We start from the raw sequence: 26,857 nt of genomic DNA on the forward strand, positions 1-26,857 counted from the left end.
GGCACCGGCGCCGTCCTCACCTCGAGGACGGCATCGGCGCCGCCCTCTGCTGAAGGGGGGAACCGTGCTGCCCGATGGAGCGCCGCGCGCGTTGGCACTCTCCGACGTCGCCGTGCACGCCGGCGTCTCGCACCAGACGGTGTCCCGGGTCGTCAACGGGCACCCGAACGTGGCGCCGGCGACCAGGGAGCGCGTGCAGCGGGCGATCACCGAGCTCGGCTACCGGCCGAACGCGGCGGCCCGCGCCCTGGTCACCGGGTCCACCCGCTCGTTCGGGCTGGTGACCTCGCACATCAACCAGTACGGGCCGGCGCAGACGCTGCTCGGGCTGGAGAAGGCCGCCCGCGCGGCCGGCTACTCCCTCGGGGTCGCCATCCTCGACGACGACAGCGAGGCGGCGATGCGCGAGGCGGTCGACCGCTTCGTGGCCCAGTCCGTCGACGCGGTCGTCGCGCTGTCCACCTACGGCCAAGCGGTCGAGGCGCTGCGGCGGTTCGAGGCGCCGGTGCCGCTGATCGCGGTGCAGGTGGGCCGGGACGAGTCCCGGCCCACCGTGTGGGTCGCCCAGGAGGTCGGGGCGGAGCTGGCCACCCGCCACCTGCTCGAGCTCGGGCACCGCACCGTGCACCACGTCACGGGGCCGCCGGACTCGCTGGAGGCCCGCGGGCGGATGGTCGGCTGGCGCCGCGCACTGCAGGACGCCGGCGCACCGGTCCCCGAGCCGCTGCACGGTGACTGGTGGCCCAGCTCGGGGCACGCGGCCGGCCGTGAGCTGGCCGCCCGCGTGCGCGCCGGACAGGACGACGTCACCGCCGTCTTCGTCGCCAACGACCAGATGGCGCTCGGCCTGCTCAGCGCCCTGGCCGACGAGGGGCTGTCGGTACCGGGCGACGTCAGCGTCGTCGGCTTCGACGACGTCCCCGAGTGCGCGTACTTCACCCCGCCGCTCACCACGGTGCGGCAGGACTTCGCCGAGCTGGGCCGCCGCGGGGTCGAACTCGTGCTCGCCCGACTGCGGGGGGAGCCGCTGGAGTCCCAGCCGGTCCTGCCCCAGCTGGTCGTGCGGCGGTCCACCGGACCAGCCCGGCAGACGGTTTGACGGAGCTCGTTGTTAACGCTAACAATCCATCCGGTGCCGCGGCCTGCGGCGAACCGGTTCGCTGGGACCAGGCCCGTCACGGTGGGCGGAAGGGGCTCCTGACATGACGATGGACGCCGGAACGGCGATCACCTCGGGTCGCACGGCCTTGGGGATCGAGTTCGGATCGACCCGGATCAAGGCGGTGCTGATCGGGCCGGACCACACCCCCCTGGCCGTCGGCAGCCACGACTGGGAGAACCAGTTGGTCGACCGGCGGTGGACGTACGCACTGGAGGACGTCTGGTCGGGTGTGCAGCGCAGCGTCGCAGCCCTGGCCGAGGACGTGCAGCGGCGCCACGGGGTCGAGCTGTCCGGGGTCGGCGCGCTCGGCGTCTCCGCGATGATGCACGGCTACCTCGCGTTCGACGCCGAGGGTGAGCTGCTCACGCCGTTCCGCACCTGGCGGAACACCAACACGGGGCAGGCGACCGAGCGGCTCAGCGCGGAGTTCGGGGTCAACATCCCGCACCGCTGGAGCGTCGCGCACCTCTACCAGGCGATCCTGGACGGGGAGGAGCACCTGGCCCGGCTGGACCACCTGACGACCCTGGCCGGCTACGTGCACTGGCAGCTGACCGGCGAGAAGGTCCTGGGCATCGGGGACGCCAGCGGCATGTTCCCGGTCGACGCCGGTGGCGGGTACGACGCCACGATGCTGGCCCGGTTCGACGAGCTGGCGGCCGAGGCCGGGGTGGAGCTGACCCTCGCCGGGCTGCTCCCCGCCGTCGCCCGCGCCGGCGAGCCCGCCGGCACGCTCACCGAGGCGGGTGCGAGGCTCCTCGACCCGTCCGGGCGGCTGCGCGCCGGCGTCCCGCTGTGCCCGCCGGAGGGCGACGCGGGCACGGGCATGGTGGCGACCAACTCGGTCGCTCCGCGCACCGGGAACGTCTCCGCCGGGACGTCGATCTTCGCCATGGTCGTGCTCGAGGGCGCGCTCTCCCGGGCGCACCGCGAGCTGGACCTGGTGACCACGCCGGCCGGTGACCCGGTGGCGATGGTGCACTGCAACAACGGGGCCAGTGAGCTGGACGCCTGGGCCGGGTTGTTCACCGAGTTCGCCCGGGCGCTGGGGTCGCCGGCCGGCACGTCGGAGGTCTTCCAGACCCTCTTCACCGCGGCCCTGGGCGGTACGAGCGACGGCGGCGGGATGCTCGCGTACAACTACCTCTCCGGTGAGCCGATCACCGACTTCGAGGAGGGGCGGCCGCTCTTCCTGCGCTCCCCGGACAGCCCGCTGGACCTGGGCACCTTCGTCCGGACGCACCTGTTCTCCGCCCTGGCCACGCTGCGGATCGGCATGGACGTGCTGCAGAAGACCGAGGGGGTGCGCCTGGACCGGATGTTCGCGCACGGCGGCCTGTTCAAGACCGAGGGCGTGGCGCAGCGGTTCCTGGCGGCCGCGATCGACACCCCGGTCGCCGTCGGCGACGTCGCCGCCGAAGGCGGCGCCTGGGGGATCGCCGTCCTGGCTGCCTTCGCCGCCGGCCGCCCCGCGGGGCAGAGCCTCGCCGAGTACCTGGACACCGCGGTGTTCGGTGACGCGAGCCTGACCACCGCGGAGCCCGACCCCGCCGACGTCGCGGGCTTCGACGCCTTCATGCAGCGGTACGTCGCCGGGCTGCCGGTCGAGCGGGCCGCCGTGGAGCACGTCGCCATCGGCGACCGGCCGGCCGAGCCGCACACCGACGAGACCCCGACCGCCACCACCGAGGAGCAGCCGGCATGACCTCCACCCCGACCCGCACCGAGCAGGGGACGCTGCGCGCCCAGCGCGAGCACGTCGCCCACCTGCACACCTACCTGACCCGCTACGAGCTGGTCACCTGGACCTCGGGCAACGTGTCCGAGCGGGTGCCCGGCGAGGACCTGTTCGTCATCAAGGGCAGCGGCGTCGAGTACGACCAGCTGACCTGGGAGGGCATCACCGTCTGCGACCTCGACGGCAACGCCGTCGACGGCGTCCGGGCCCCCTCCAGCGACACGGCGGCGCACGCCTACGTCTACCGGAACATGCCCGAGGTGAACGGCCAAGTGCACACGCACAGCACCTACGCCGCGGCCTGGGCGGCCCGGCACGAGGAGATCCCCTGCGTGCTCACGGCGATGGCCGACGAGTTCGGCGGGCCCATCCCCGTGGGGCCGTTCGCGCTGATCGGTGACGACTCCATCGGCCAGGGCATCGTGGAGACGCTGCAGGGGCACCGCTCGCCGGCGGTGCTGATGAAGAACCACGGCGTCTTCACCATCGGGCCCTCGGCGAAGGCCGCGGTCAAGGCCGCCGTCATGACCGAGGACGTCGCCCGCACCGTGCACCTCTCCCGCCAGCTGGGTGAGCCCGTCCCGATCGCGCAGGCGGACATCGACTCGCTGTACGCGCGCTACCAGAACGTCTACGGACAACGATGAGCACGAAGGAGCAGCAGGTGGCATTCGAGGGTTCGGAGATCTGGTTCCTCACCGGCAGTCAGGGGCTGTACGGCGAGGAGACCCTCCAGCAGGTCGCCGAGCAGTCGCAGCGGGTCGCCGCGACGCTGGACGGCGCCGACGCCGTCCCGGTCCGGGTGGTCTGGAAGCCGGTGCTCACCGACGCCGGTGCGATCCGGAAGATGATGGGCGAGGCGAACGAGGACCCGAACTGCCTCGGCGTCATCACCTGGATGCACACCTTCTCGCCGGCGAAGATGTGGATCTCCGGGCTGGACGCGCTGCGCAAGCCGCTGCTGCACCTGCACACCCAGGCCGACGCCGCCCTCCCGTGGGCGACGATCGACATGGACTTCATGAACCTGAACCAGGCCGCCCACGGCGACCGCGAGTACGGGTTCATGCTCACCCGGCTGCGCACGCCGCGCACCACCGTCTCCGGCCACGCGGGCAGCCCGCGGGTGCAGGCCCGGGTCGGTTCCTGGGCCCGCGCCGCCGCCGGTGCGGCCGCCGCCCGCGGCCTCAAGCTGGCCCGGTTCGGTGACAACATGCGGAACGTCGCGGTCACCGAGGGCGACAAGGTCGAGGCGGAGATCCGCTTCGGCATGTCGGTGAACACCTGGGGCGTCAACGACCTGGTCGAGGTGGTCGACGCGGTCGCCGACTCCGCCGTGGACGCGGTCGTCGCCGAGTACGGCGACCTCTACGAGATGGACGCCGACCTGCGCCCGGGTGGCGAGCGGCACTCTCATGTCCGCTACCAGGCCCGGATCGAGGTGGCCCTGCGCCAGTTCCTCACCGAGGGCGGCTTCGGTGCGTTCACCACGAACTTCGAGGACCTCGGCGGCCTGCGCCAGCTCCCCGGCCTGGCCGTGCAGCGGCTGATGGCCGACGGCTACGGCTTCGGCGGCGAGGGCGACTGGAAGACCTCTGCCCTGCTGCGGGTGCTCAAGGTCGCCGCCCAGGGGCTGCCCGGCGGCACGTCCTTCATGGAGGACTACACCTACGACCTCGCCTCGGAGACCCCGAAGATCCTCGGTGCCCACATGCTCGAGGTGTGCCCGACGATCGCCGGGGACAAGCCGCGGCTGGAGGTGCACCCGCTGGGCATCGGCGGCCGCGAGGACCCGGCCCGGCTGGTGTTCACCGCTGCCCCCGCCGCCGGCATCATGGTGGGCTGGTGCGACCTGGGCGACCGGTTCCGCTGGGTGGCCAACGAGATCGACGTCGTCGAGCCGTCCGAGCCGCTGCCGAACCTCCCGGTCGCCCGGGCGGTCTGGGAGCCCCGGCCGGACTTCGAGACGGCGACCGAGGGCTGGCTGACCGCCGGCGGGCCGCACCACACGGTGCTGTCCACCCAGCTGGGGGCCGACGAGCTGACCGACCTGGCGGAGGTGTTCGACACCGAGCTGGTGCTCATCGACGCCGACACCACCCGGCGCAGCCTGGCCAAGGAGCTGCGCTGGAGCGCGGCCTACCACCGGCTCAACCAGCGCCTCTGAGGACGGACGACGCCCCGGCCGGTTGCCCGGCCGGGGCGTCGTCGTGCCGGTGGTCCGGTCGCCCGGACCACCGGTGCGGGTCGGTCAGCGCGGAACCGCGCCGACCGACCCGTCGCGCTGGTCGATCAGTACCAGTTGTTGGCCTGGAAGTGCGCCCACGCGCCACACGGGGTGCCGTAGCGGTCGCTGATGTAGCCCAGGCCCCAGGTGATCTGGGTCGCCGGGTTGGTGCGCCAGTCCGGGCCGGCCGAGGCCATCTTCGAACCGGGCAGCGCCTGCGGGATGCCGTAGGCGCTGGAGTTCGGGTTGTCGGCCGTGGTCTCCCAGTTGCTCTCCTTCTCCCACAGGGCGTCCAGGCAGTCGAACTCGCCGGGGCCCCAGCCGCGCTCGGCGACCATGGTCCGGGCGATGGACCGGGGGTCACCGCTGGCGGTCCGGTCGGCGCTGCGGCTGGCGGGCTGCTCGACCGGGCGGCTGGGTGCCGGGGCCGCAGGTGCGGCCGCCCCGCCGCCGAGGGTGAGGGTCTGGCCGACGCGGAGCACGTTCGGGTCGCCGCCGATGGTGCCGCGGTTGGCGGCGTAGAGGGCCTGCCAGGTGGTGCCGTGCTGGGCGGCGATCTTGCCGAGGGTGTCGCCGGAGCGCACCACGTAGGTGCCGGTCGCCGCCGCGGGTGCGGCTGCCGGTGCAGCCGCCGGGGCCGCCCCTCCGCCGATGGTCAGCACCTGGCCGACGCGCAGCACGTTCGGGTTGCTGCCGATGGTGTCGCGGTTGGCGGCGTGGATGTCCTGCCAGGTGGTGCCGTGGCTGGCGGCCAGCTCGTTGAGCGTGTCACCGGGGCTGACGGTGTGGCTGCCGGTGTGGGCCGCGGCCGGTGCGATGACCCCGAAGGACATCGCCGCGGCTGCCGCGACGACCATGGCGGGGCGTGCCGCCGAAGCGAAGGCGGAGCGCTCGGTGGAGCGGTCGCGCCGTGCCGTGAAGCGATTGAGCATGGGTGTGTGTGCCTCTCGCCGCCTGCGGAGTTAGCTGTCGGGTTCGGGCGAGAGCTGCCCGGCCGCGTGCTGCGGCTTCACCCCAAGGCCCGGAGGCCTGGTCCTGCGAGGTGGGTCCCCCGCGCCTGCCCGTGGTCTCGTGACGTCCGGGCGACGGTGGGCAGGTTCGGCGGTGCCGTCGTCCGGAGCCCGCCGTGCGGCGGACGGAGACAACGGTAGGCAGGCCGTCGGCCGGGGGAGCCGGTCGGCGACGAGCTTTCCCGGGCTCCCCGACGCGGTCAGCACGAGCTGTGACGGATCATGGACGCGGCGTGCGCCGGTGCCCCGAGGTCGTCTCCCGGCGCAACGGCTCAGCGGCCGGTGAGCACGACCGGCAGGTCCTGCAGCCCGCGGATGACGAACTCCGGGCGGCGCCGGGCCGGGCGGGCCAGCTCCAGCCGGGACGTCCGGCTCAGCAGTGCACCGAAGGAGGCCTGCAGCTCCACCCGGGCCAGCGGGGCACCGATGCAGAAGTGCACCCCGGCCCCGAAGGAGATGTGCGGGTTGTCCGCGCGTCCGACGTCGAGAGTGTCCGGGTCGACGAAGACGGCCGGGTCGCGGTTGGCGCTGCCCAGCAGGGCGGCGATCTTCTGTCCCCGAGCGACGGTGACCCCGCCGATCTCGACGTCCTCGGTGGCGGTGCGCTCGAACAGCTGCAGCGGTGAGTCGTAGCGCATCAGCTCCTCGATCGCCGTCGGCAGCAGGGCCGGGTCCGCGCGCAGCCGGGCGAGCTGGTCGGGGTGCTCCAGCAGCGCCAGCAGGCCGTTGCCGCTGACGTTGACCGTCGCCTCGTGGCCGGCGTTGAGCAGCAGGATGCAGGTGGTCACCAGCTCGTCCTCGGTGAGCCGGTCGCCCTCGGCGTCGCGCACCGTGACCAGGTGGGTGAGCAGGTCCTCGCCCGGTGCGGTCCGCCGCTCGGCGGCCAGCTCGCGCAGGTAGGCGACGAACTCGGCGGCGGCCCGCTCGGCGTCGGCCTCGATCTCCGACGTCCGGCCGTACTCGTACATCTTCACGATCGCGTTCGACCACGGGCGCAGCAGCGGCCGGTCGACCGCCGGCACCCCGAGCAGCTCGGCGATGACTGCGACCGGCAGCTCCTCGGCCATGCCGGACAGCACGTCGACGCCGGTCGCGCCGGCGGAGCGCTCGACGAGGGAGTCGACGAGCGAGTCGGCCAGGTCCTGGACCCACGGTCGCAGCCGCTCGACGTGGCCGCGGGCGAACGCCGCGCTGCTCAGCCGGCGCAGCCGGGTGTGCGTGGGCGGCTCCATCTCCAGGATGGCGTTGCGGTGGATCAGGTTGAAGCTCTCGAACCGCTCGGTGGGGGTCCGGTCCGACCAGATCCGGCCCAGCCGTCGATCCCGGAGGACGGCGTTGGCCTCGGCGTGGCCGAAGGCCAGCCACAGGCCCTGCCGCTCGTCCCACTGCACCGGCGCTGCGGCGCGGGCCACGGCGAACGCGGGATAGGGATCGGCGACCAGCGCGGGGTCGGTCAGGTCGAACGGGACGGGAGCCGGTGTCACCGGAAGAGCCTACGGGCGGCAGCCGGACGGGACGCCGTCCCCCGGTCGCCGACGGCGCCTCCTACGCTCGCAGGCATGGCCCGCTCCACGACCCGCCGCCGCCCCGCCGCCCCTGCCGCGACCGACGGTGAGACCAACCCGAAGGCGCCCTGCCCCTGTGGCTCCGGTCGCCGCTACAAGCACTGCCACGGCTCCGGCTACGGCCAGCCGGTGCTCCGCCCGTTCGAGGGCCTGCCCGGCGAGGTCGACTGGGTGGCGCTGCGCGAGCTCGTGCCGGCCGCCACCGCCAAGCTGACCACCACGGAGGGCCGGTCGGTCACGCTGGCCAGCGTGCTCCCCGGCGGCACCCCTGCCCTGGTGCGGGCCAACGGCGAGATCCTGCTCGGCGTCCAGCTGCAGACCTCCTCCGACGACGTCAGCCGCGACCTCGGCACCGCGCTCGCCGCCGCGCTCGAGGCGCCGGCCGGCGCCCCCGTCGACCCGGGCCCCATCGGTGCCGCCGGCTCGGCCGGGCCGCGGCTGCAGGAGCTGCTGGACCTCTCGGCTCCGTTCGAGGTCACCGTGCACGACGACTTCGAGTTCTGGCTGGAGGGCGCCGACGTCGACGCGACCGCCCGCGCGAGCCTGCAGCAGGCCAACGAGATGGTGATGCCCACGGTGCGGCTGGACGGGCTGGAGGCCGCCTACTGGTGCCGGCCCACCACCGAGCGCGGCCACGTGCGCTGGGTGCGCCCCGAGCCGGAGGAGGCGCTGCTGGACGCCCTGGCCCGGCTCGGCGCGGCCGAGCAGCTGAGCCTGGGGGAGGGCACCCGCTACGCCGGCGCCTTCCGCGCCCTCGGGCTCGTCGTCCCGGTGTGGGACGTGCCCGGCGCCGTGCCCGGTGCCGAGTGGGCCGGCCCCTCGGCCGAGCTGCACTCCCGGCTGGACGCTGCGCTGGCGGTCACCGAGCCGCTGGACGCGGACGAGCGACGGGCCCGCGCGGGGCTGCTGTCCCGGCAGGTCACGCTCCGCTGAGCCGGCGGACCCGGCCCCCTCGGCGACTGCGGCGAGAGGGCCGGGCCAGGCCTACCGTGGGGGCCGCACAGCAGAGCTGAGAGAGGACGAACGTGGGCCACGAGCACGGCGGCATGGGTGCGATGCACGTCCCGGAGCTGCCGCCGACCCTCGGTCGGGTGCTGGGGCTGGACCTGGCCGCCGCGTCGCCGGTGGCCTGGCTCGCCGTGCTGATGGCCGCCGGCTACCTGGTCGGGCTGTGGCGGCTGCACCGCCGGGGCGTCCGCTGGGCGCCGTCCCGGACGGTCGCGTGGCTGCTCGGCTGCGCCACCCTGTTCCACGTCACCGCCAGTGGCCTGCAGAGCTACGGGATGGCGCTGTTCAGCCTGCACATGGTGCAGCACATGGTGCTGAGCATGATCACGCCGCTGCTGTTGCTGCTCGGCGCACCGGTCACCCTGATGCTGCGCGCACTCCCCGCGGCCCAGGGGCCCGCCGGGATGCCGCGGCGGGCGCTGCTCGGGGCCCTGCACAGCCGGCTGGGCCAGCTGGTCTCCTCCCCGCTGTTCACCATCCCGCTGTTCATCGCCAGCCTCTACGGCGTCTACTTCACCCCGCTGTTCGACGAGCTGATGTCGACGGTGCCCGGGCACACGTTCATGCTGCTGCACTTCCTGGTCACCGGGCTGCTGTTCTTCGGCCCGATCATGGCCATCGACCCCTGGCCCCGGCGGTCCGGGCACGGCGCGCGGATGCTGGAACTGCTGCTGCCGGCGCCCTTCCACGCGTTCTTCGGCGTGATCGTGATGATGAGCAACACGCTGCTGCTCACCAGCTACACCACCCCGCCGGAGTCCTGGGGCATCGACCCGCTGTACGACCAGGGGGCGGCCGGCGGCATCGCCTGGTCGTTCGGGGAGTTCCCCACCGTGCTGGTGCTGGCGGTGGTCTTCTTCCAGTGGACGCGGTCGGAGGACCGGGCCAACCGGTCTGCCGACCGGGCGCGCGACCGGGCGATCGCCCGCGGCGAGAGCGGCGAGGACCCCGAGCTGACCGCCTACAACGAGCGACTCCGCCGCCTGGCCGCCCAGCACCCCTGACCGTGGGCTGACCGGACGCGCGCGGTCGGGTCCCCGTCGGCCGGGTCGGCGCGCCCTACCCTCCCCGCGTGCCGTTCACCCTCGTCCACCCAGCGGTGGTGCTGCCGCTGCTGCGCACTCCCCTGGTGCCCTCCGCGCTGGTGGCCGGCGCGATGGCCCCGGACCTGCCCTACTACGTCTCGCTGCAGTGGATCGGCGGTGACTACAACCTCACGCTGACGCACGCGTGGTCGTCCGTGCTCTGGTTGGACCCGATCATCGGGTCGGTGCTGCTGGCCACGTTCCAGCTCCTGCTCAAGGGCCCGCTGCTCGCGCTGTTGCCGCCGTCGGCCGGCGGGCGCGCGGCGCCCGCGGCCCTGGGCTTCCGCTGGCGCAGCTCGGCGGCGCTGGCTCTCATCGCCGTCTCGCTGGTCGTCGGCGCGGCGACCCATCTGGCGTGGGACGAGCTGACCCGCTCCCCGGGCCCCCCGTGGGCGGTGCGGCTGGAGGTCGCCTTCAGCGTGCTGGGAGCGGTCGCTCTGCTGGGGTGGCTGGTCCGCTGGTGGCGGGCCACGCCCCCGCAGCCGGTGGCGGCCGGCGTCCTGTTGCCCCGTCGCCTGCGTACCGGCATCGCCGCGCTGCTCGCCGCGGTGGCGGTGGGGACGGGAGCGGTCGCCGCGGTGCGGCGGCTGACGGAGATCCGCGAGGCCTACCGGGTGGACGGGGTCGTCGACCGGGTCGGTGTGGCCGAGGCGGAGCTGCGGACGTTCCTGGTCGAGGGCGGTACCGCGTTCATCGTGGCACTGGTGGTCTACGCCGTCGGCTGGCACGTGCACCGTGCGTTCACCCGCCGCCGCGCGGAGCAGCTCACCTCGCCCTGACCGTCAGGGGCCAAGATCGCGCTCTTGGCCCTAGGAGGGGCGGCGGGTGCGGGGGTGGTCGGCGGCGACCAGCGCCTCGACCAGGTCGGCGCGGGCCCGGGCCACGCGGGAGCGGATCGTGCCGATCGGGCAGCCCACCACCTCGGCGGCCTCGGCGTAGGGCAGCCCGATCAGCTGGGTGAGCACGAAGGCCTCCCGGCGCTCGGGCTCCAGCCGGTCCAGCACGTCCTGCGCGGCGACCGACCCGCCCACCTCGTCGTCCGGCACGTCGCGGACCAGGTCGGCCAGGTCGGTGTCGTCGGAGACCAGCACCAGGCCGCGCCGCTTCCGGGCCCGCAGGTGGTCGGCGCAGACCCGGCGGGCGATGGACAGCAGCCAGGTGCGCAGCGACGACCGGCCCTCGAAGCCCCGCAACGCCGGCAGGGCCCGCAGGTAGGTCTCCTGGGTGAGGTCCTCGGCGGCCTGGCGGTCGGCCAGGTGCGCACACAGCCGCCACACGTCGGTCTGCGTCTCCCGGATCAGCGCGGCCTGAGCCAGGCTGTCGCCCTCGGCTGCACGGGCAGCGAGACGTTCCAGCTGCCCCACGTGGACCCTCCGGGAACTCTGCGGTCGTCGGCGGCGACTATGCCACCGTGAGCTGTGCAGCCTGTCGTGAGGCGGTCTCCGCCGACCTGGACGGCGAGTCCCCGGGCGCGCCGCAGACCTGGGTCGACGAGCACCTGGGTCGGTGCCCGGCCTGCCGCGGGTGGGCCGAGGCCGCGGCGGAGGTGACCCGCCGGGCCCGGCTGACCCCGGTCGCGGCGGTGCCCGACGTGACCGCCGCGGTCCTGGGCCGGCTGCCGGCGGTACAGCCGGCGGCCCGCTCCCGGGCGTGGCTGGACGGCGCCCTCCGGCTCGCCCTGCTGGCCGTGGGCGCCGGTCAGCTGGCGGTCAGCCTGCCGGCGCTGCTGGGGGCCGGCGGTGCGGCGGCCGCCCCGGTGCACCTGGCGCACGAGACGGGTGCCTGGAACCTGGGGCTGGCTGCCTGCTTCCTCGGCGTCGCCGTGCTGCCGCGGCTGGCGGCCGGCGCCCTGCCCTTCCTGCTGCCCTTCACCGCCGTGCTCGCCTGGGTCACCGTCGGCGACCTGGGGACCGGCCACGTGCACCCCGGCCGGGCGGTCGGGCACCTGCTGCTGCTCGGCGGGGCCGTGCTGGTCAGCTGGCTCGCGCTGCGGAACCGGGGTGCCCGCACCGGTCCGACCGGAGAGCGGGTCGCCCGGCCGGTGACGAGGTGGGCCGTCGCCCGGGGAGCGGAGCCCGGGCGGTGGGCCGAGCGTCCTGCGGCGCCCGGCTGGCGGGCCGCCGGCCCGGCCGCGCGTGCCGCGGTCGGGGTCGAAGGCGGGGGCGAGCGCGCGGCCGCCTGACCGCGTGCCCCTGGTTGACTGCCCGCGCTGACCAGCCGGTGTGACCGGCAGCGAACACGGAGGAACCCCATGGACCGTCGCCTGGCTCTGGTGCCGCTCGCCGTCCTGCTCCTGGCCGGTTGTACCGGGGACGGCGAGGACGACGGCGCGGACGCGGCGGGGACGGCGTCGACCGCGGCGGCCCGTGAGGCCGAGTGGGGCGCCTGCGACTTCGACGTCCCGGCCGGGGTCGACATCGAGTGCGGCACGCTGGAGGTGCCGGCCGACCGCGACGACCCGGGTGCCGGCACGGTCAGCCTGGCCTTCGGCGTCGTCGCCGCGGCGGCCGAGGACCCGGCCGAGGACCCGCTCGTCTACCTCTCCGGCGGCCCGGGCCAGGGTGCGCTGGAGTTCGTGCCACTCGCGTTCGGGGAGCTGTACGAGCCGCTCGCCCAGGACCGGGACCTGGTCCTCCTCGACCAGCGCGGCACCGGGCTGACCGAGCCGTCGCTTGCGTGCGAGGAGTACAGCTCCTGGGTGCGGGAGTCGCTGGGGTCGGAGGAGCCGGTCGAGGAGCTGGCGGCCCAGGCCGCGGCCTCGCTGGAGGAGTGCCGGCAGCGGCTGGTCGACGAGGGCGTCGACTTCGCCGACTACGACAGCGCGGCCTCGGCGGCCGACCTCGAGGACCTGCGCCGGGCGCTGGGCCACGAGGAGTGGAACCTCTACGGGATCTCCTACGGCACGCGGCTGGCGCAGACCGCCATGCGCGACCACCCCGAGGGCATCCGGTCGGTGGTGCTCGACGCCGCGTACCCGATCGACGCCGACCTCTACGAGGAGACACCGGGCAACGCTGCCCGGGCGCTGGAGGCGCTGTTCGCCACCTGCGCCGCCGACGCCCGGTGCGCCGAGCGGTACCCCGACCTGGAGCAGACGGTCACCGACCTGGTCGCGGAGCTGGACGCCGCGCCCGCCTCGGTCACGGTCCGCGACCCGACGACCGGCGAGCGGGTGGAGAGCCCGCTGGACGGCGCCGGCCTCGTCGGGTTCCTCTTCCAGAGCATGTACTCGACCGAGCTGATCCCGTTCCTCCCGGAGATCGTCGAGGCCGCGGCGAACGACGAGTTCGGCTCGATCGGCCTGCTGCTCAGTGCCTTCTCCCAGCAGCTGGACCTGGTCAGCGTCGGCCAGCAGCTGGCCGTGCAGTGCGAGGAGGAGATCAGCTTCAGCGACCCGGAGGCCGTGGCGGACGCGACCGCCGAGCACCCGCTGGTCGAGAGCTTCTTCGACAGCACCCCCACGATGGGGCCGGGCGTCTTCGACGTCTGCGCCGACTGGGACGCCGGTGAGCCCGGTGCGGGGGAGGACGACGCGCTGACCAGCGACCTGCCCACCCTGGTGCTGGCCGGTGAGCTCGACCCGATCACCCCGCCCCGGTGGGGTGCGCAGCTGGCCGAGCAGCTGGGGAACAGCGTCTACGTCGAGTTCCCCGCCACCGGGCACGGCTCGGTGGCGACGCACGAGTGCGCGGTGCAGCTGACCCGCGACTTCCTCGCCGACCCGGACAGCGAGCCGGACGCCTCCTGCGTCGACGACGTCGAGATCCCGGCCTTCACCGTGGAGGGGGTGCAGGTGGAGATGACGGCCTGGGAGAGCGAGGAGCTGGGCGTCGCCGGGGTCCGGCCGGAGGGCTGGTCGGAGGTGGTCCCCGGTGCGTTCCAGGAGTCGCCGCTGGTCTCGCTGGTGCAGCAGGTGGTGCCCGGTGCGACGGCCGACCAGCTGCTCCCGCAGCTGGCCGCGCAGCTGGGCACCGGCGAGCCCCTCGAGCCGGTGGGTCAGCGCGAGACGGGGTCGGCCACCTGGGACCTGTACCGGCTCGACGACCTCGGCCAGCGGGTCGACCTGGCCCTGGCCGACACCCCGGCGGGCCTGGCCGTGGTGCAGCTGACCTCGAGCCCGGAGCGCATGGACGTCCACCGGGAGCAGGTCTTCGACCCGGCCGTGGAAGCGTTCGACCCCGCCCCCTGACCGACTACGCGGGGACGGCGTCGCGCAGCACCGGGCAGCTCATGCAGCGTGGGCCACCCCGGCCGCTGCCCAGCTCCGAGCCGGCGATCGCGACGACCTCGATCCCGGCGGCCTCCAGCGCGGCGTTGGTGACGGTGTTCCGCTCGTAGGCGACGGTGAGCCGCGGGGCCAGCGCGAGGGTGTTGTTGCCGTCGTCCCACTGCTCCCGCTCGGCGGTCACCGGATCGAGCCCGGTGTCGATCACCCGCAGCCGGTCGATCCCCATGGCCTGCGCCGCGGCGATCAGGAAGGGCTGCGGGCCCCGCACCGACAGCTCGGCCGTGTCGGGGGACGCGTCCCCGGCCGTCACGGTCCAGGCCTGCAGGTGGTCGGCGATCGCCGGGTACATGACCATCGCGTCGACGTCGACCATGGTGGCGACGGTGTCCAGGTGCATGGTCGCCCGCTGCTGGGCGATCGGGACGACGAGCACCGTGTGCGCCAGCCCCCGGTCGAGCACCCGCCGGGCCAGTCGCTCCGCGCCCCCGGGCGTGGTCCGCTCGCCCACGCCGACGGCGACGACGCCCGGGGCCAGCAGCAGCACGTCGCCGCCCTCGAGGTGCTCCAGGTGTGGGCCGTAGAGCTGCTCGACACCGGCGAACCGGGGGTGGTGGGTGTACAGCGCCGCGGTCAGCGCGCTCTCCCGGTCCCGGGCCGGCATGGCGAGCGAGGTGACGGCGACCTGCCCGCCGACCCACACCGAGGAGTCGCGGGTGAACATCAGGTTGGGCAGCGGCGGGACGACGAAGTCCCCGCGCCCCATCAGCTCGTAGGCCAGCCCGCGGCCGCCGCGCAGCTCGTCGTGCGCCACCCCGGTGATCAGGGCGGTGGCCAGGTCCTCGGGTGCGAGACCGTCGAGGTGGGCGGTGGTGGCGTGCTGCAGGGTGGCGCCGAGCCGGGGGTCGTCGACCGCGGCGGCGATCACCTCCGCGCGGGCGGCCGGCACCGCCATCACCTCGGCCAGCAACCGGTCCAGGTGCAGCACCTCGACCCCGCGGTCGGTGAGGGCGGCGGCGAACGCGTCGTGCTCCTCCTGCGCGCGGGCCACCCAGGGGACGCCGTCGAAGAGCAGCTCGTCGTTGTTGCGCGGGGTGAGCCGGCGCAGCTCGGCGCCGGGGCGGTGCAGGAGGACGGTGCGGAGCCGACCGACCTCACTGGTCACGCCGGGGGTCGTGGAGTTCGCGGCACGCATCCCCTGAGCCTGCTGGATCTTGCTCGGGTCAGCCAGCCCGGAAGGGGTGAGTTCGCGCCGTCCCATGCACTGGCCAGGGCAGCCTCTCCTGGCTGGCGAGCGCCCCGCGGAGCTGTCAGCCTCGGGTCATGACCCAGATGCTGGACATGCCCCAGGTGCAGGACTGCTCGGTCGACAGCTGTTCGTACAACGCCGACCATGCCTGCCACGCCGGCGCCATCACCGTCAGCGGCGACCACGCCCACTGCGGGACCTTCGTGGAGATCTCGTTCCGCGCCGGGCTCGAGCGCACCGGCGTCGTCGGCGCCTGCCACCGCTCGGACTGTGTGCACAACGAGGCGCTGGAGTGCCGCGCGTCCGCCGTGCAGGTCGGCTCGGCCGCCGACGCGGCGGACTGCCTCACCTACACCGCCCGCTGACCCCCGTCGGCGGCCCGGTGGGGCTGCCGGCTCAGCCGACCAGCTGCTCCAGCTCGTCGGCGTCGGCCACCTGCTCCAGGGCCAGCGCCGGGGTGCGCAGCACGGTGTCGGCCACCGACAGTGCCGCGATCGGGTCGCTGTCGTCGACGAGGACGGCGCGGCCCGCGGTCGCGACCGGCCGAAGCGCGGCGAGCACCGTGCGTCGGTCGTGCGCGGGCAGGCCGTTGGTCAGGCGGTCGACCAGGACGACGGACGCCGTCCCGGTGCCCGCCTGCGCGACGGCGGCGAGCCGCTGCTGCACGTCGTCGCCGGGTGCCGCGGTCAGCCGCAGCACGGAGAGGGAGGCGTGCCCTCCGGCGCACCGGGCGCTGCCCGGGTCCAGGGCGGCCATGGTGTCCGCCCGCGCGCCCGCAGGACCCAGCAGCACCGTGACACCGCCGACCGGCAGTCGCAGACCCATCCCACCCACCTCGCATCGAGTGAGGCGAGGCTAACCTGATCGATGCGCCCTGCGCCAGTCGCCCCCGGGAGGGTCACCCGGGCGCGGTGCGATCCGGGTCCGCTGCGGCTCCGGACGGCGCGGCACCGTCCCCGGTGAGCAACCGGGACAGCCCGGCCCGCACCAGCGCCGGGTGCAGCGCGGCGGGCACGGCCAGCAGCCTCAGGTGGTGCCCGCGGCGCAGCGGCTTGCGGCTGAGGTGCACCAGCAGCTGCAGGCCCGCGGCGTCGATCGCGGTGACCGCGGAGAGGTCGGCCCGGTCCGGCCAGTCCGCTGGGGTCACCAGCACGCGGAAGCGGCGCACGGCCTCCCGGTCGATGTGTCCGGAGAACCGGAGCAGCGGGCCGGCCCCGTCCTCGGCCCGGACCACCTCGCCGGCGAGAGGATCGGGGCCGCTGGACACAGAGCACCGGTACCCGTGCGGAGCTGCCGAAACGCGATCACCCGCGGCGCGATGCGCCTCGCCCGGGATCGACCGTCCCGGGCGGTCGGGCACCGCTACAGTCTGCCGGTGCCCGAGCCGGACCTGAGGGACGTCGCCCGGCCCGCAGTGCTCGACGCGCGCCGCCGGGCCCGCGACCTCGACCGGCTCGTCACCGAGGGGGTCGACGTCCTGGTCGTGGGCGGTGGGGTCACCGGCGCCGGGGTCGCGTTGGACGCCGCCGCCCGTGGGCTGAGCGTCGCGCTGTGCGAGCGCGTGGACCTGGCAGCGGGCACCAGTCGCTGGTCGTCCAAGCTGGTGCACGGCGGGTTGCGGTACCTGGCGCAGCGGGAGATCGGACTGGCCCGACACAGCGCCCGGGAGCGGGCCGTGCTGATGGGCGTGACCGCGCCCCACCTGGTCGGGCGGCTGCCGTTCCTGGTGCCCGACGTGGCCGGCCGGGACGTCAGCGCGCTGGCCGGGCTCGGCGGGCGGCTGGGCGATGCGGTCCGGCTCTCCGTGCCCGGCGGGCGCCGCTCCCTGCCCGGCACCGGCCGGATCGGGCCGGAGGGCGTCTCCCGGCTGGTGCCCGGTGTCCGCCCGGGGCGCGGCGGCGTCGTCTTCTGGGACGGGCAGCTGGTCGACGACGCGCGGCTGGTCGTCTCGCTGGCCCGCACCGCCGCCGCCTTCGGGGCCGGTGTGCTCACCGGGGTCACGGTCATCGGCGTGGACGGCGGGGCGGTCGCGCTGACCGTCGACGGCGGGTCGACGACGGTGCGGGCCGGGGTGGTGGTCAACGCCACCGGGGCGTGGGCGCAGCGGCTGGCGCCCGGCGTCCGGCTGGTGCTCTCCCGCGGATCGCACCTCGTCGTCCCGGCGGCCCGGCTCGGCTCGCCGACGGCCGCGCTGACCGTGCCGCTGCCGGGGTCGCGGACCCGGTTCGTCGTCGCCCTGCCCCAGCCCGGCGGGCTGGTGCACCTGGGGATCACCGACGAGCCGGTGGCCGGGCCGGTGCCCGAGGACGACCCGGTGCCCAGCGACGCCGAGGTGGCGCAGCTGCTGGACACCGTGAACCGGGTGCTGGCCCGACCGCTGGACCGTTCCGACGTGGTGGGTGCCTACGCCGGGCTGCGTCCGCTGGCGCAGCCGGTCTCCGCCGGGGACGGGCCGGGGGGCGCCCCGGCCGACCTGTCCCGCCGGCCCCTGCTGGCCTGGGACGGTCCGGTGCTCACCGTGGTCGGCGGGAAGCTGACCACCTACCGGTCGACGGCCGCCCAGGCGGTCGACGCCGTCGTGACCCGGCTCGGCCGCGGCGCTGCCCGGTCGCCGACGGCCCGGCTGCCACTGGTCGGTGCCGCGCCCGGGCGGGCGCTGGCCCGGGTGGACGCCGCCGCCCGGCTGGTGCGCCGGTACGGCACCGAGGCCGCGGTGGTCGCCGGGCTGGGGGAGGAACAGGTGGTCGACGGCCGCCCGGAGACGGTGGGGGAGCTGCGGTTCGCCGTCCGGGCCGAGGGGGCGCGGACGGTCGACGACCTGCTGGACCGGCGCACCCGGATCGGCCTGGTGCCCACCGACCGGGAACGGGCCGCGCCACTGGCCGCGGCGGTGCTGGCCGCCGAGAGCTGACCCGTCTCATTGTGCGAGAAGACTGTTCCACTGAGTGGGCTGACGGTGCAGGGTGACGCCGTGGACACCTACACGCACGGGCACGCCGAACCGGTCCTGCAGTCCCACCGCTGGCGCACCGCGGAGAACTCCGCCGCCCACCTGGTGCCGCACCTGCGCCCGGGGCTGGAGCTCCTCGACGTGGGCTGTGGGCCGGGCACGATCACGGTCGACCTCGCCGCCCGGGTGGCGCCGGGGCGGGTGGTCGGGCTCGACGTGTCGCCCGCGCCACTCGCGGAGGCCCGTGCGCTGGCCGAGCAGGCCGGGGTGGCGGTGGAGTTCGGGGTGGGGGACGGCTACGCGCTGGCCGCCGCCGACGACTCCTTCGACGTCGTGCACGCCCACCAGGTGCTCCAGCACCTGACCGACCCGGTCGCCGCGCTGCGCGAGATGGCCCGGGTCTGCCGGCCCGGCGGGCTGATCGCCGTCCGCGACGTCGACTACGCCGCCACCACCTGGTTCCCGGCGTCGGCCGGGCTGGACCGCTGGCTGGACCTCTACCAGCGGGTGGCCCGGGCCAACGGGGCCGAGCCGGACGCCGGCCGGCGGCTGCGGTCGTGGGCGCACGCCGCCGGGCTGCGGGACACGGTGGCCACGACGTCGGCCTGGTGCTTCGCGACCCCCGACGAGCGTTCCTGGTGGGGGCGCTCCTGGGCCGGGCGGGCGACCGCGTCGGCGTTCGCCGAGCAGGCCCGCACGTCCGGGCTGGCCACCCAGGAGGAGCTGCAGGCGATCGCCGACGCGTGGCTGGAGTGGGCCGAGGCCGACGACGGCTGGCTGGGCATGCTGCACGGCGAGCTGCTCATCCGCGTCTAGAACGCCCGGGTCGAGCCACCTCACCGACTGTTGAGCCGCGGCGTGCGGCGGCTCAACAGTCGGCAGTGCGGGTCGACCCGGGCCGCCGGCGGGCGCGTGTCAGGCGGGGGCCGGCGCCAGTTGTTCGTCGGCGTGGGCGATGTGCCGCAGCGAGCGCCAGATGAGCACCACGAAGACGGCCGACCCGGCGAAGGCGAACCAGAACGGCGCGGTCACCCCGTAGTGCTGGGCGAGCACCCCGCCGATGCCCGAGCCGACCACCAGACCGCCGTAGACGCCCACCACGTTGACGCTGCCCACCCGCCCCTGCAGCGCCGCCGGCACCGCCCGCTGCCGGACGGCGACCGACGTCGTCCCCCAGATGAAGGCGTGTGCCCCGAAGACGAAGAAGACCGGCAGCGCCACCCACGGGCTGGAGGTGAGGGCCAGCGCCAGATGGGTCAGCGTCTCGACGACCAGACCGATCCGCATCAGGTCGCCCAGGCTCACCCGGCGGGTGATCCAGCCGTAGGTCAGGCCGCCGACGATGCCCCCGACGGCGCCGACGGTGGTCACCAGCCCGAACCCGATCTCGCCCAGCCCGATCCGCTCGGTGGCGTAGAGCACCAGCACCGACCAGGCGGCGCCGAAGGTGACGTTGAAGATCGTGATGGTCAGCACCAGCGTGCGGACGGCGGCGTGGTGCCGCACCCAGCGCAGCCCCTCGGCGATGTCGTGCCGCATCGCGGTCCGCCGTCCCTCGACGCGCGCCCGGGCGGGCAGGACCACCCGGGTGATCAGCACCGCCCCGAGGGCCACGAGCACCGCCTGGACGCCCAGCGCCCACGCCGCGCCGACGGTGAACAGCGCCGCACCCAGCGGCGGCCCGGCGAGCTGGTTCACCGTGATGAACCCGGTCTGCAGCCGCCCGTTGGCCACCGCCAGGTCATCGCGGGCGACCAGCACCGGCACCAGCGTCTGCGAGCTGTTGTCGGCGAACACCTCCGCGGTGGCCAGCAGGAACAGCGCACCGAGCACCGCGACGATGGACACCCGGTCGGTGGCCACCGCCAGGGTGAGCACGATCAGGACGGCAGCGCGGGCGAGGTCGACGGTCAGCACGATCAACCGCCGGTCCAGCCGGTCGGTCAGCGCACCGGCGACCAGGCCGAACAGCAGCGGCGGCAGCCACTGCACCGTCGCGGCGAGGGCGACCAGGAACGCGTCCCGGGTGAGCGAGGCGACCAGCAGCGGCCCGGCGGCCAGCGCGATCCCGTCCCCGAGGTTCGTCGTCCAGGACGAGGCCAGCAGCCAGCGGAACCCGGTGCCGAGCCGCGCCGGGACCAGGACCTCACCGATGCGGCTCACGAGGAGGAGACCTTAGCCGTGCTCAGGGACGGCGTCGTCCTCATTCCGCTGACGGCGGACGTTCCACGTGCAACCGGCACCGCCCCGGTCGGGCCGGCGTCAGGCGGGGGCGGGGAAGCGGACGTGCGCCTCCAGCGTCTGCAGCGACCGGTGCATCCCGACGGTGACCGCCCCGAGGGCGAAGAAGCCCTCGTCGTCGGCGATCTCGGAGGTGCGCAGCAGTGTGGTCAGCCGGTTCGACGCGGCCACCGCGGTCGCGATCGCGGCGTCCCGGTCGTCGGGCTGGTCCTCGGCGTCGTGGAAGGGCAGCCGCACCACGCCGGCCAGGCCGTCCAGCGCATCGGCGAGGACCCAGCCGGTGCCGTCGTCCACCCGGTCCAGCCCACGCCGGTGCGGCTGGAACTCCACGACCAGGGTGGTGAGGTCGTCGACCAGCACGGCCACGCGATCGAGGGCGCGCGACTGGTCCCGGATGCTGCCGGCCGTGCCCTGCCAGCGGTGGGCGCGCGGGTTGGCCCGCCGGGCCCGCTCGACCTGCGTCTCCGCTCGGCGCATCTGCTCCAGGGCGACGTCCAGCGCCTCGCCCCGGTCCTCCCACTCGTGCGGCGCCGGGAGCTGCCCACTGCGCAGCGCGGCGGCCATCGACTCCAGGTGGGCGGCCAGGGTCTCCCGGGTGCGGGCGATCCGTTCGACGGCGGTGGTCAGCTGCAGGGGTGGGAACAGCGCCGTCGTCACCAGCACGCCGATCGCGGCGCCCAGCAGGGTGAGCCCGGCGTAGCGGACGGCGTACTCGGCCGGGTCCGACGTCCCGACCGTCAGCATGAGGACGGCGGCGAAGCTGACCCAGCTGGCCTGCTCGCGGAACAGCGACCGCCACTGCTCGACCACGATCGCCAGGGCGACGATCAGCGCGATGGTCAGCGCGTTCGGCACCGCCCGGGTGACCTCGTAGACGACGACGGCCAGCGCGAACCCGACCAGGATGGCGGCGCTGCTGCGCCATGCCGCCGAGGCGGAGTCGGCGATCGTCGGGCTGACCGCGATGACCGCACCCAGCGGCGCGTAGTAGGCGTAGTCCGACAGCATCGGCGGCAGCAGCAACGCCACCTGCCAGGACAGCCCGGCCGCCAGCGCCGCCCGGACCATCCGCTGCACCCAGGGCTGCTGTAGTCGCCCGATCACCCAACCCACACGACCAGGATGCGGCCCACCGCCCATCTGGCAGCGCTGGGGGGACGTGACGTCGCTCGCCCGAGGGGCCGTCCCGCACCCCAGGGGCCAAAGTCGCGACCTTGCCCCAGGTCGGGCATGGCTCGAAGTCGGACCCGGTACGGCTCGGCTGTCCGCGGACACCGCACGCACTGCCGGTGAGGGCCGCTCACTTGCACCCGCTATCCATCGTGCCCGAGCTCGGCGGCCGCGCGGCCACCTTCGGGCAGGCCGTCAGCGGGACGACGGCGGATACAACATAACGTCCTCTATCTAAGGGTCGTGGGCCCCCGCTGGCTTCCTGCCCCTTGCGCTCCGGGTGGTGGCGATGCAGCTGCGGATGACGGGGTCGCTGGCTGTTGCGCTGGTCGACGCCGGTTGCCCAGTGAGATCGCAGTGGGTCTGGCCGGGCAGGCCGTCGACGTCGTCCCGACCCACGACATCGGGGGGGCGGGGAGCGATGGATGGCGAGGTGCTGATTTCAGCGCTAGCCCCCCGTCCAACGTCAATGGGGACCGCGTCCGGGAGACCGACCAATGGTCGGCTCCCGGGGCGCGTCACCGCATCGAGAGGGTCAGGCGGGGGTGTCCTCCGGCGTGTCGAGTGACTCGCCCGCGCGCACGGGCGTGGCAGCGTCCCATCGGGCTTCGAGCATCGTGTTCACCATCTCGCGGCTGTCGGGCCACCGAGCGCTCCGCAGCCCCAGACCGCTCCGGTGTCAGAGAGTCCGCTAACGGGCAACCGGGGCCTTCCGGCGGGCCGCGTCGACCAAGACGTCAGCCGTTGCTGCTCACTTGCTCTCCTCGGCGGAGAAACAAGCGTCCAGCGGGTAGCCCAACGACCCGGCTGGACGACAGGATGTACTGATGACTAGCGACTCCAGTGATGACCTGGAGAATGTGCGGCCGATCGATCGCGCACCGGACAATGAGCAACCCGTGGCTGGTGCCTGGAATACGACGCTCTTCAGGTCGGATCGAGTGCTGATTTCGGCCATCAGTTTTGAGGTGTACAGCTCAGGGATCTCCTTTCTCCTGGCCGTCCGGTTGTCGGAAGGAAGTCCCTTCACGGACAATCCGCACTGGGACGAGGGACCTGAGGGCCTTCATCTCGGCGTGGAGTTCCAGGACGGCCGGCGGGCAGAGCTAGGTTCCCGTCCCGTGGCAAGCGGTCCGCTCCTGCGCTTCTGCGGTGGGCAGGGGGGTTACCGGTCCATGGACAACGAGCTGTGGCTTCATCCCGTTCCGCCATCGGGACCAATGGCGTTCATCATCCGCTGTGGCTTCCTTGGGATTTCGGAGACACGGACGACCATCGATGCCACGACGTTCTCCGAAGCGACCAGCCAGGTCATCGAGGCGTGGCCCTGGGCACCGCCGGCGAGGTCGACGTCGCCTGTCGGGAGCTGGTTCTCCACCTGACCGGGGCACCACCTTGGCAGCAAAGCTGTGTCCTCTCTCCGAGCCGTCGATTGATCTCGCCGCTTCGGTGTATTCGCTCCTTCATCTGGCTGAAGCCGACGGTCTCGGGGTTAGATCGCTCCGTATGAGCGCCCTCAGGCAGTGGCTCTCGGGACACACCGGGTGGACTGATCGCGAAGCGCGCCCAGTGGCATAGGCGCTTCCCGGCTCGAAAACGGTCGGGTATCAGTCAGTCCGTTAACGGGCGGTTTCGGTCAGAGCTGGCTTGCCGGTGAAGGTGGTTCAGCTGGCGCAGCTGTCCTGAAGCTGGTTGCGTCGGGCCACCGTCATGGCCGCGCGATCACCCGGAGCAGGTCGAACTTGTCTGCGTCGGGGGTGTCTGGCGCGGCGGAGTAGACGGTGAGGGCCTGGTCGTCGTGGGGAACGGCGAGACTCTCGCAGTCCAGCGTGAGGCGCCCGACGCTGGACACGTCGTAGCTCTTGAAGTCGCTGTCCCGGTAATCGACGGGGCGCTCGTCCCGCAGTGCGGCGAAGCGTGGAACCCGGGCGCCCAGCTCTTCGACCGTGCGCCGCAGTTGCGCCTCCTCGGAGTACTGCGTTGAGGATCCTCGGGCCTGGGCGACGGTGCTGCGTGCCCGGCGGAGCCGACGCTCGGGGCGAGGTGGCCCGCCGGCGTTGGTCGCTCCTAGGGGGCCAAGTTTACCTGTTTTTTACCATCGATGCCGCATTCCCTAAACGGGCAGAAAGCAGCGATGCGACGCAATTTACAGCTCCCGCACCAGTCAATACTGTAATGGCTTGTGGAATCGCAATACTCCAAGCGAATAACGGGTAGCTATCCCTCAGTAGCGAGACCGCTACAAAGATGGACACGACAAGGCTCGCCGCCAGGCCAACCAAGAATAGTCCCTCAAGCCCGCGGATCAACCCAACCTCGTTTCGTTTGACTCCTAGACTCAGGTAAAAGCCCACCTCGCTGCGACGGACGTCGGCGGGGGCCTCGCGGATCACCTGCAGCAGGTCGGAAAGCACTGGGGTGCCCAGTCCTCGGGCGCTGTGGCGCTCGTCGAGGACGTGCAGCGCCCGATCGAGGATCGACTCCTCCCGGTCACTGGGCGGGGCCTTGCGCAGGATGGTGATCAGGGAGGACACCATCGCGGTGCGCCGGTTGTGCGCGTCGGACAGCAGCTCCCCGCGGGCATCGCCGGTGAGCCGATCAGCGGCGGCCTTGGCTTCGACGGAGTCCAGGACGTTGAGCGACCCCGGCCCAGGCCCAGACGCAGGACCTGCCCGCCGAGGGCTTCGATGAGGTCGACGTAGTCCGGGCGCAGGTCCCCGAGCACCATCGGCTGCACGCGTAGCCGGCCAGCCCCAGGGCCATCCGGCGGACGATGGTCGACTTGCCCAGCCCGGGCCGGCCGAGGACGAACATCGAGGGCTGGGAGATCAGGTTCCCGCGCTGGAACCACCACACCGGGTCACAGCACAGCGTCGACCCCGACAGCATGTTGCGCCCGACCGGGACCCCGACCATCGGGGAGCCGGTGCCGGCGGCGAAGGGCCACAGCCCGCACACCTGCACGGTGGTGCCGCGCCACTCATCAGGTGCCTGCAGGTAGCCGGCCGGTCCGCGGCCGCGGCCAACCCAGCCGCGTGGCCCTGGTCGAGGGCCCAGCCGCGAACTCGGAGCGGTGGTCGATGTGCTGGTCGACGTCGTCTTGCTGCGGCCGATCACAGGGACTCCCGGATCTCGGCCGGCACCCGCAGGTGACGGGGCAGCACCAGGCCGATGGGCAGTGCGGCGGCGAACGCGGAGGCCTGCGACCCGTACACCGGGCGCAGCAGCACCCGGGCGGCGGCGGAGAGGTTGTCGATCGCGGCGCGGGCGTCGGGAAGCCGGTCGGCGCTGGTGACGCTGGCGGTGACGACCAGCCCGAATGCGCCAGGCCGGCGCCGCGGGCCTCTTCCTCATCACCAGGATGCGGCCCGCCGCCCCGACGACGGCACAGGGGGCAACGTGTCGTCGCTCGCCCGAGGGGCCTCGGGGAGGTCAGCTCTGGCGGGCGGCGTTGGCCTGGACGGCGGTGCTCACGTACTGCGCCAGGCCGGGGGCGATCCGCTCGTAGTACGCGGTGAACCGCTCGTCCTCGACGTACATCCGGCCCAGCCCGGCGTGCACCTCCGGCGAGCAGTCGTAGAAGTTGCGGCTGATCTGCTGCCGGTGCTCCTCGGCCAGGTTCTGCGCCGCGGTCGAGTCGGCGGGCACCCCGCCGGCCATCGCGGCGGCGAAGCGGCGCTCGACGTCGTCGCCCTCGGCCTTGACCCGCAGCCAGTCCTCCTTGGTCATCGCCGCGGTGCGTCGCTGCGACTGCGCCCAGGCCTCCGAGTCGCCCCACCTCTCCTCGGCCTCGGCGGCGTACTCCTCCGGGAGCCAGTCGCCGAACACCTCGAACCGTTCCTCCGGGGTCAGGGAGATCCCCATCTGCCGTGCCTCCATCTCCTTCTCCACGGCCGCGACCATCGCCTGGGTGCGCTCGAGTCGTTCCCGCAGCAGCCGGTGCTGCCGGCGCAGGTGCGCCGCGGGGTCGGCCTCGGGGTCGTCCAGCAGGGTCGCGACCTCGTCGAGGGGGAACCCGAGCTCGCGGTAGAGCAGCACCTGCTGCAGCCGGTCCAGGTCGTGCGCGTCGTAGCTGCGGTAGCCCGCCGACGTGCGCTCGCTGGGCCGCACCAGCCCGATCCGGTCGTAGTGGTGCAGCGTGCGCACCGTGACGCCGGCCAGCCGGGCCAGCTCACCCACCGTCCAGCTCATCGCCCCTCCTCTCTCTCGTTGACGGAGACCACGCAACAGCCTGACGCAGGGTCAGGGTCAAGCCCCCGACAGAAATGGCCATTTCTGTCGGGGGTGGTTGGGACGGCGGCCGACCGGGGAGCACCGGGGGCATGGCCGACGACGTCCGCACGCCCGTGCCCGCCGACGACCCGTTCCCGCGCTCGCGGGTGCAGGTCGGTGACCAGGAGATGGCCTTCGTCGACGTGGGGGAGGGCGACCCGATCGTCTTCCTGCACGGCAACCCGACGTCGTCCTACCTGTGGCGCAACGTCATCCCGCACGTGCGGCACCTCGGCCGCTGCCTCGCCCCCGACCTCGTGGGCATGGGCGAGTCGAGCAAGCTGGCCGACCCCGGTCCGGGCAGCTACTCCTTCGACCGGCACGCGCAGTTCCTCGCCGAGTTCCTGAGCACGGTCGGCGTCACGGAGCGGATCACCCTGGTGCTGCACGACTGGGGCTCGGGGCTGGGCTTCGACTGGGCGGCCACCCACCCCGAGGCGGTGCGCGGCATCGCCTTCATGGAGGCGATCGTCACCCCGATGATCTGGGCGGACTGGCCGCGCGCGGCCAAACCGGTCTTCCAGGCGATGCGCGGGGCCGACGGCGAGCGCAAGGTGCTCGACCAGAACGTGTTCGTCGAGAAGATCCTCCCCGCCGAGGTGCGGCGCGGGCTCTCGGCCGAGGCGCACGACCGGTACCGGGCGCCGTTCGGTGAGCGCGCCGACCGCTGGCCCACCCTGGAGTGGCCACGGCAGCTCCCGATCGAGCACGTGCCGCCGGGCGTGCACGACGTCGTCGACCGGTACGGCCAGTGGCTGGCGCACAGCGAGGTGCCCAAGCTGTTCGTCAACGTCGAGCCGGGGTCGATCCTGGTCGGCCGGCAGCGCGACAGGGTCCGGCGGTGGCCGGCGCTGACCGAGGTCACGGTGCCGGGTGGGCACTTCGTGCCCGAGGACTCGCCCGACGAGATCGGCCGCGCGCTGGCGGAGTGGATCCCGACGCTGCGCTGAGGGGC

The 26,857-nt window shown here is 73.8% G+C and carries 24 protein-coding genes, 1 pseudogene and 1 riboswitch; of the genes and pseudogenes, 14 read left to right on the forward strand and 11 right to left on the reverse strand.

Going from position 1 to position 26,857, the window contains the following annotated elements:
• The first annotated feature begins 91 nt into the window (after positions 1-91).
• The 4 genes from O2W15_RS17640 to araA all read left to right on the forward strand — a co-directional run bounded on the left by O2W15_RS17640 (position 92) and on the right by araA (position 5,067).
• The gene (locus O2W15_RS17640) at positions 92-1,099 is read left to right on the forward strand and encodes a LacI family DNA-binding transcriptional regulator (protein ID WP_269161050.1); all 1,008 of its coding nucleotides are present in this window, start codon (positions 92-94) and stop codon (positions 1,097-1,099) included.
• Positions 1,100-1,202: 103 nt separating this feature from the next.
• Positions 1,203-2,867: a xylulokinase gene (locus tag O2W15_RS17645; RefSeq protein WP_269180318.1), complete on the forward strand. Its 1,665-nt coding sequence runs from the start codon at positions 1,203-1,205 to the stop codon at positions 2,865-2,867.
• Positions 2,864-3,547 (forward strand): L-ribulose-5-phosphate 4-epimerase, encoded by a 684-nt coding sequence (locus tag O2W15_RS17650; RefSeq protein WP_269180319.1) that lies wholly within the window; start codon positions 2,864-2,866, stop codon positions 3,545-3,547. The genes O2W15_RS17645 and O2W15_RS17650 overlap by 4 nt, the downstream gene beginning before the upstream one ends.
• Positions 3,544-5,067, forward strand: a complete 1,524-nt coding sequence (araA, locus tag O2W15_RS17655) for an L-arabinose isomerase (RefSeq protein ID WP_269180320.1) — start codon at positions 3,544-3,546, stop codon at positions 5,065-5,067. The genes O2W15_RS17650 and araA overlap by 4 nt, the downstream gene beginning before the upstream one ends.
• 125 nt (positions 5,068-5,192) lie before the next feature.
• On the opposite strand, the gene O2W15_RS17660 is transcribed toward araA, so the two are convergent.
• Positions 5,193-6,059: a LysM peptidoglycan-binding domain-containing protein gene (locus O2W15_RS17660; RefSeq protein WP_269180321.1), complete on the reverse strand. Its 867-nt coding sequence runs from the start codon at positions 6,057-6,059 to the stop codon at positions 5,193-5,195.
• A 24-nt stretch (positions 6,060-6,083) separates the two neighbouring features.
• Positions 6,084-6,182: riboswitch (cyclic di-AMP (ydaO/yuaA leader) on the reverse strand.
• 227 nt (positions 6,183-6,409) lie between these two features.
• The gene (locus O2W15_RS17665) at positions 6,410-7,621 is read right to left on the reverse strand and encodes a cytochrome P450 (protein ID WP_269180322.1); all 1,212 of its coding nucleotides are present in this window, start codon (positions 7,619-7,621) and stop codon (positions 6,410-6,412) included.
• A 75-nt stretch (positions 7,622-7,696) separates the two neighbouring features.
• Here O2W15_RS17665 and O2W15_RS17670 point away from each other — a divergent pair, with 75 nt between their 5' ends.
• The 3 genes from O2W15_RS17670 (at position 7,697) to O2W15_RS17680 (ending at position 10,574) form a co-directional block, all read left to right on the forward strand.
• Entirely contained in the window at positions 7,697-8,635 is a 939-nt protein-coding gene (locus tag O2W15_RS17670; RefSeq protein WP_269161056.1) for a DUF5926 family protein, read from the forward strand.
• Positions 8,636-8,727: 92 nt separating this feature from the next.
• The gene (locus O2W15_RS17675) at positions 8,728-9,714 is read left to right on the forward strand and encodes a cytochrome c oxidase assembly protein (protein WP_269161057.1); all 987 of its coding nucleotides are present in this window, start codon (positions 8,728-8,730) and stop codon (positions 9,712-9,714) included.
• Between the two features lie 68 nt (positions 9,715-9,782).
• Positions 9,783-10,574 carry a DUF4184 family protein gene (locus O2W15_RS17680; protein WP_269180323.1) on the forward strand — a complete coding sequence of 264 codons (792 nt, stop codon included), beginning with the start codon at positions 9,783-9,785 and terminating at the stop codon, positions 10,572-10,574.
• A 30-nt stretch (positions 10,575-10,604) separates the two neighbouring features.
• Here the strand turns inward: O2W15_RS17680 and O2W15_RS17685 are convergent, their stop codons facing one another.
• Positions 10,605-11,159: a sigma-70 family RNA polymerase sigma factor gene (locus O2W15_RS17685; protein WP_269161059.1), complete on the reverse strand. Its 555-nt coding sequence runs from the start codon at positions 11,157-11,159 to the stop codon at positions 10,605-10,607.
• A 47-nt stretch (positions 11,160-11,206) separates the two neighbouring features.
• Here O2W15_RS17685 and O2W15_RS17690 point away from each other — a divergent pair, with 47 nt between their 5' ends.
• Entirely contained in the window at positions 11,207-11,977 is a 771-nt protein-coding gene (locus O2W15_RS17690) for a zf-HC2 domain-containing protein (protein ID WP_269180324.1), read from the forward strand.
• Positions 11,978-12,046: 69 nt separating this feature from the next.
• A complete protein-coding gene (locus O2W15_RS17695; RefSeq protein ID WP_269180325.1) occupies positions 12,047-13,984 on the forward strand; it encodes an alpha/beta hydrolase in 1,938 nt (645 codons plus the stop codon).
• Positions 13,985-13,988: 4 nt separating this feature from the next.
• Here the strand turns inward: O2W15_RS17695 and O2W15_RS17700 are convergent, their stop codons facing one another.
• On the reverse strand, positions 13,989-15,215 hold the full coding sequence (locus tag O2W15_RS17700) for an arginine deiminase (protein WP_269180326.1): 1,227 nt from the start codon (positions 15,213-15,215) through the stop codon (positions 13,989-13,991).
• 128 nt (positions 15,216-15,343) lie between these two features.
• Here O2W15_RS17700 and O2W15_RS17705 point away from each other — a divergent pair, with 128 nt between their 5' ends.
• Positions 15,344-15,634: a DUF1540 domain-containing protein gene (locus O2W15_RS17705; protein WP_269161063.1), complete on the forward strand. Its 291-nt coding sequence runs from the start codon at positions 15,344-15,346 to the stop codon at positions 15,632-15,634.
• Between the two features lie 31 nt (positions 15,635-15,665).
• On the opposite strand, the gene O2W15_RS17710 is transcribed toward O2W15_RS17705, so the two are convergent.
• Positions 15,666-16,094, reverse strand: coding sequence for a hypothetical protein (locus O2W15_RS17710; RefSeq protein ID WP_269180327.1), 429 nt, complete (start codon positions 16,092-16,094; stop codon positions 15,666-15,668).
• 73 nt (positions 16,095-16,167) lie between these two features.
• Entirely contained in the window at positions 16,168-16,536 is a 369-nt protein-coding gene (locus O2W15_RS17715; RefSeq protein WP_269180328.1) for an STAS domain-containing protein, read from the reverse strand.
• Positions 16,537-16,644: 108 nt separating this feature from the next.
• Between O2W15_RS17715 and O2W15_RS17720 the strand changes: the two genes are divergently transcribed.
• Both O2W15_RS17720 and O2W15_RS17725 read left to right on the forward strand, forming a co-directional pair.
• Entirely contained in the window at positions 16,645-18,180 is a 1,536-nt protein-coding gene (locus O2W15_RS17720; RefSeq protein ID WP_269180329.1) for a glycerol-3-phosphate dehydrogenase/oxidase, read from the forward strand.
• Positions 18,181-18,240: 60 nt separating this feature from the next.
• Positions 18,241-19,035: a methyltransferase domain-containing protein gene (locus O2W15_RS17725; RefSeq protein WP_269180330.1), complete on the forward strand. Its 795-nt coding sequence runs from the start codon at positions 18,241-18,243 to the stop codon at positions 19,033-19,035.
• A gap of 99 nt (positions 19,036-19,134) precedes the next feature.
• On the opposite strand, the gene O2W15_RS17730 is transcribed toward O2W15_RS17725, so the two are convergent.
• Together O2W15_RS17730 and O2W15_RS17735 are read right to left on the reverse strand one after the other, a co-directional pair.
• Positions 19,135-20,382, reverse strand: coding sequence for an MFS transporter (locus O2W15_RS17730; protein ID WP_269180331.1), 1,248 nt, complete (start codon positions 20,380-20,382; stop codon positions 19,135-19,137).
• 99 nt (positions 20,383-20,481) lie between these two features.
• Complete coding sequence (locus O2W15_RS17735; protein WP_269180332.1) at positions 20,482-21,573, reverse strand: FUSC family protein; 1,092 nt, start codon at positions 21,571-21,573, stop codon at positions 20,482-20,484.
• An 884-nt stretch (positions 21,574-22,457) separates the two neighbouring features.
• Here O2W15_RS17735 and O2W15_RS17740 point away from each other — a divergent pair.
• Positions 22,458-23,012: a hypothetical protein gene (locus O2W15_RS17740; protein ID WP_269180333.1), complete on the forward strand. Its 555-nt coding sequence runs from the start codon at positions 22,458-22,460 to the stop codon at positions 23,010-23,012.
• Positions 23,013-23,338: 326 nt separating this feature from the next.
• Here the strand turns inward: O2W15_RS17740 and O2W15_RS17745 are convergent.
• From O2W15_RS17745 to O2W15_RS17755, 3 genes and pseudogenes are all read right to left on the reverse strand, one after another.
• A pseudogene (locus O2W15_RS17745) lies at positions 23,339-23,662 on the reverse strand (MmyB family transcriptional regulator); the annotation flags it as partial.
• A 49-nt stretch (positions 23,663-23,711) separates the two neighbouring features.
• Positions 23,712-24,164 carry a hypothetical protein gene (locus O2W15_RS17750; RefSeq protein WP_269180334.1) on the reverse strand — a complete coding sequence of 151 codons (453 nt, stop codon included), beginning with the start codon at positions 24,162-24,164 and terminating at the stop codon, positions 23,712-23,714.
• Positions 24,165-25,062: 898 nt separating this feature from the next.
• Positions 25,063-25,821 carry a MerR family transcriptional regulator gene (locus tag O2W15_RS17755; protein ID WP_269180335.1) on the reverse strand — a complete coding sequence of 253 codons (759 nt, stop codon included), beginning with the start codon at positions 25,819-25,821 and terminating at the stop codon, positions 25,063-25,065.
• 131 nt (positions 25,822-25,952) lie between these two features.
• Here O2W15_RS17755 and O2W15_RS17760 point away from each other — a divergent pair, with 131 nt between their 5' ends.
• Positions 25,953-26,852 (forward strand): haloalkane dehalogenase, encoded by a 900-nt coding sequence (locus O2W15_RS17760; RefSeq protein WP_269180336.1) that lies wholly within the window; start codon positions 25,953-25,955, stop codon positions 26,850-26,852.
• Positions 26,853-26,857 lie beyond the last annotated feature (5 nt).

Source organism: Modestobacter sp. VKM Ac-2979 (assembly GCF_026967995.1).
Classification (GTDB): Bacteria; Actinomycetota; Actinomycetes; order Mycobacteriales; family Geodermatophilaceae; genus Modestobacter.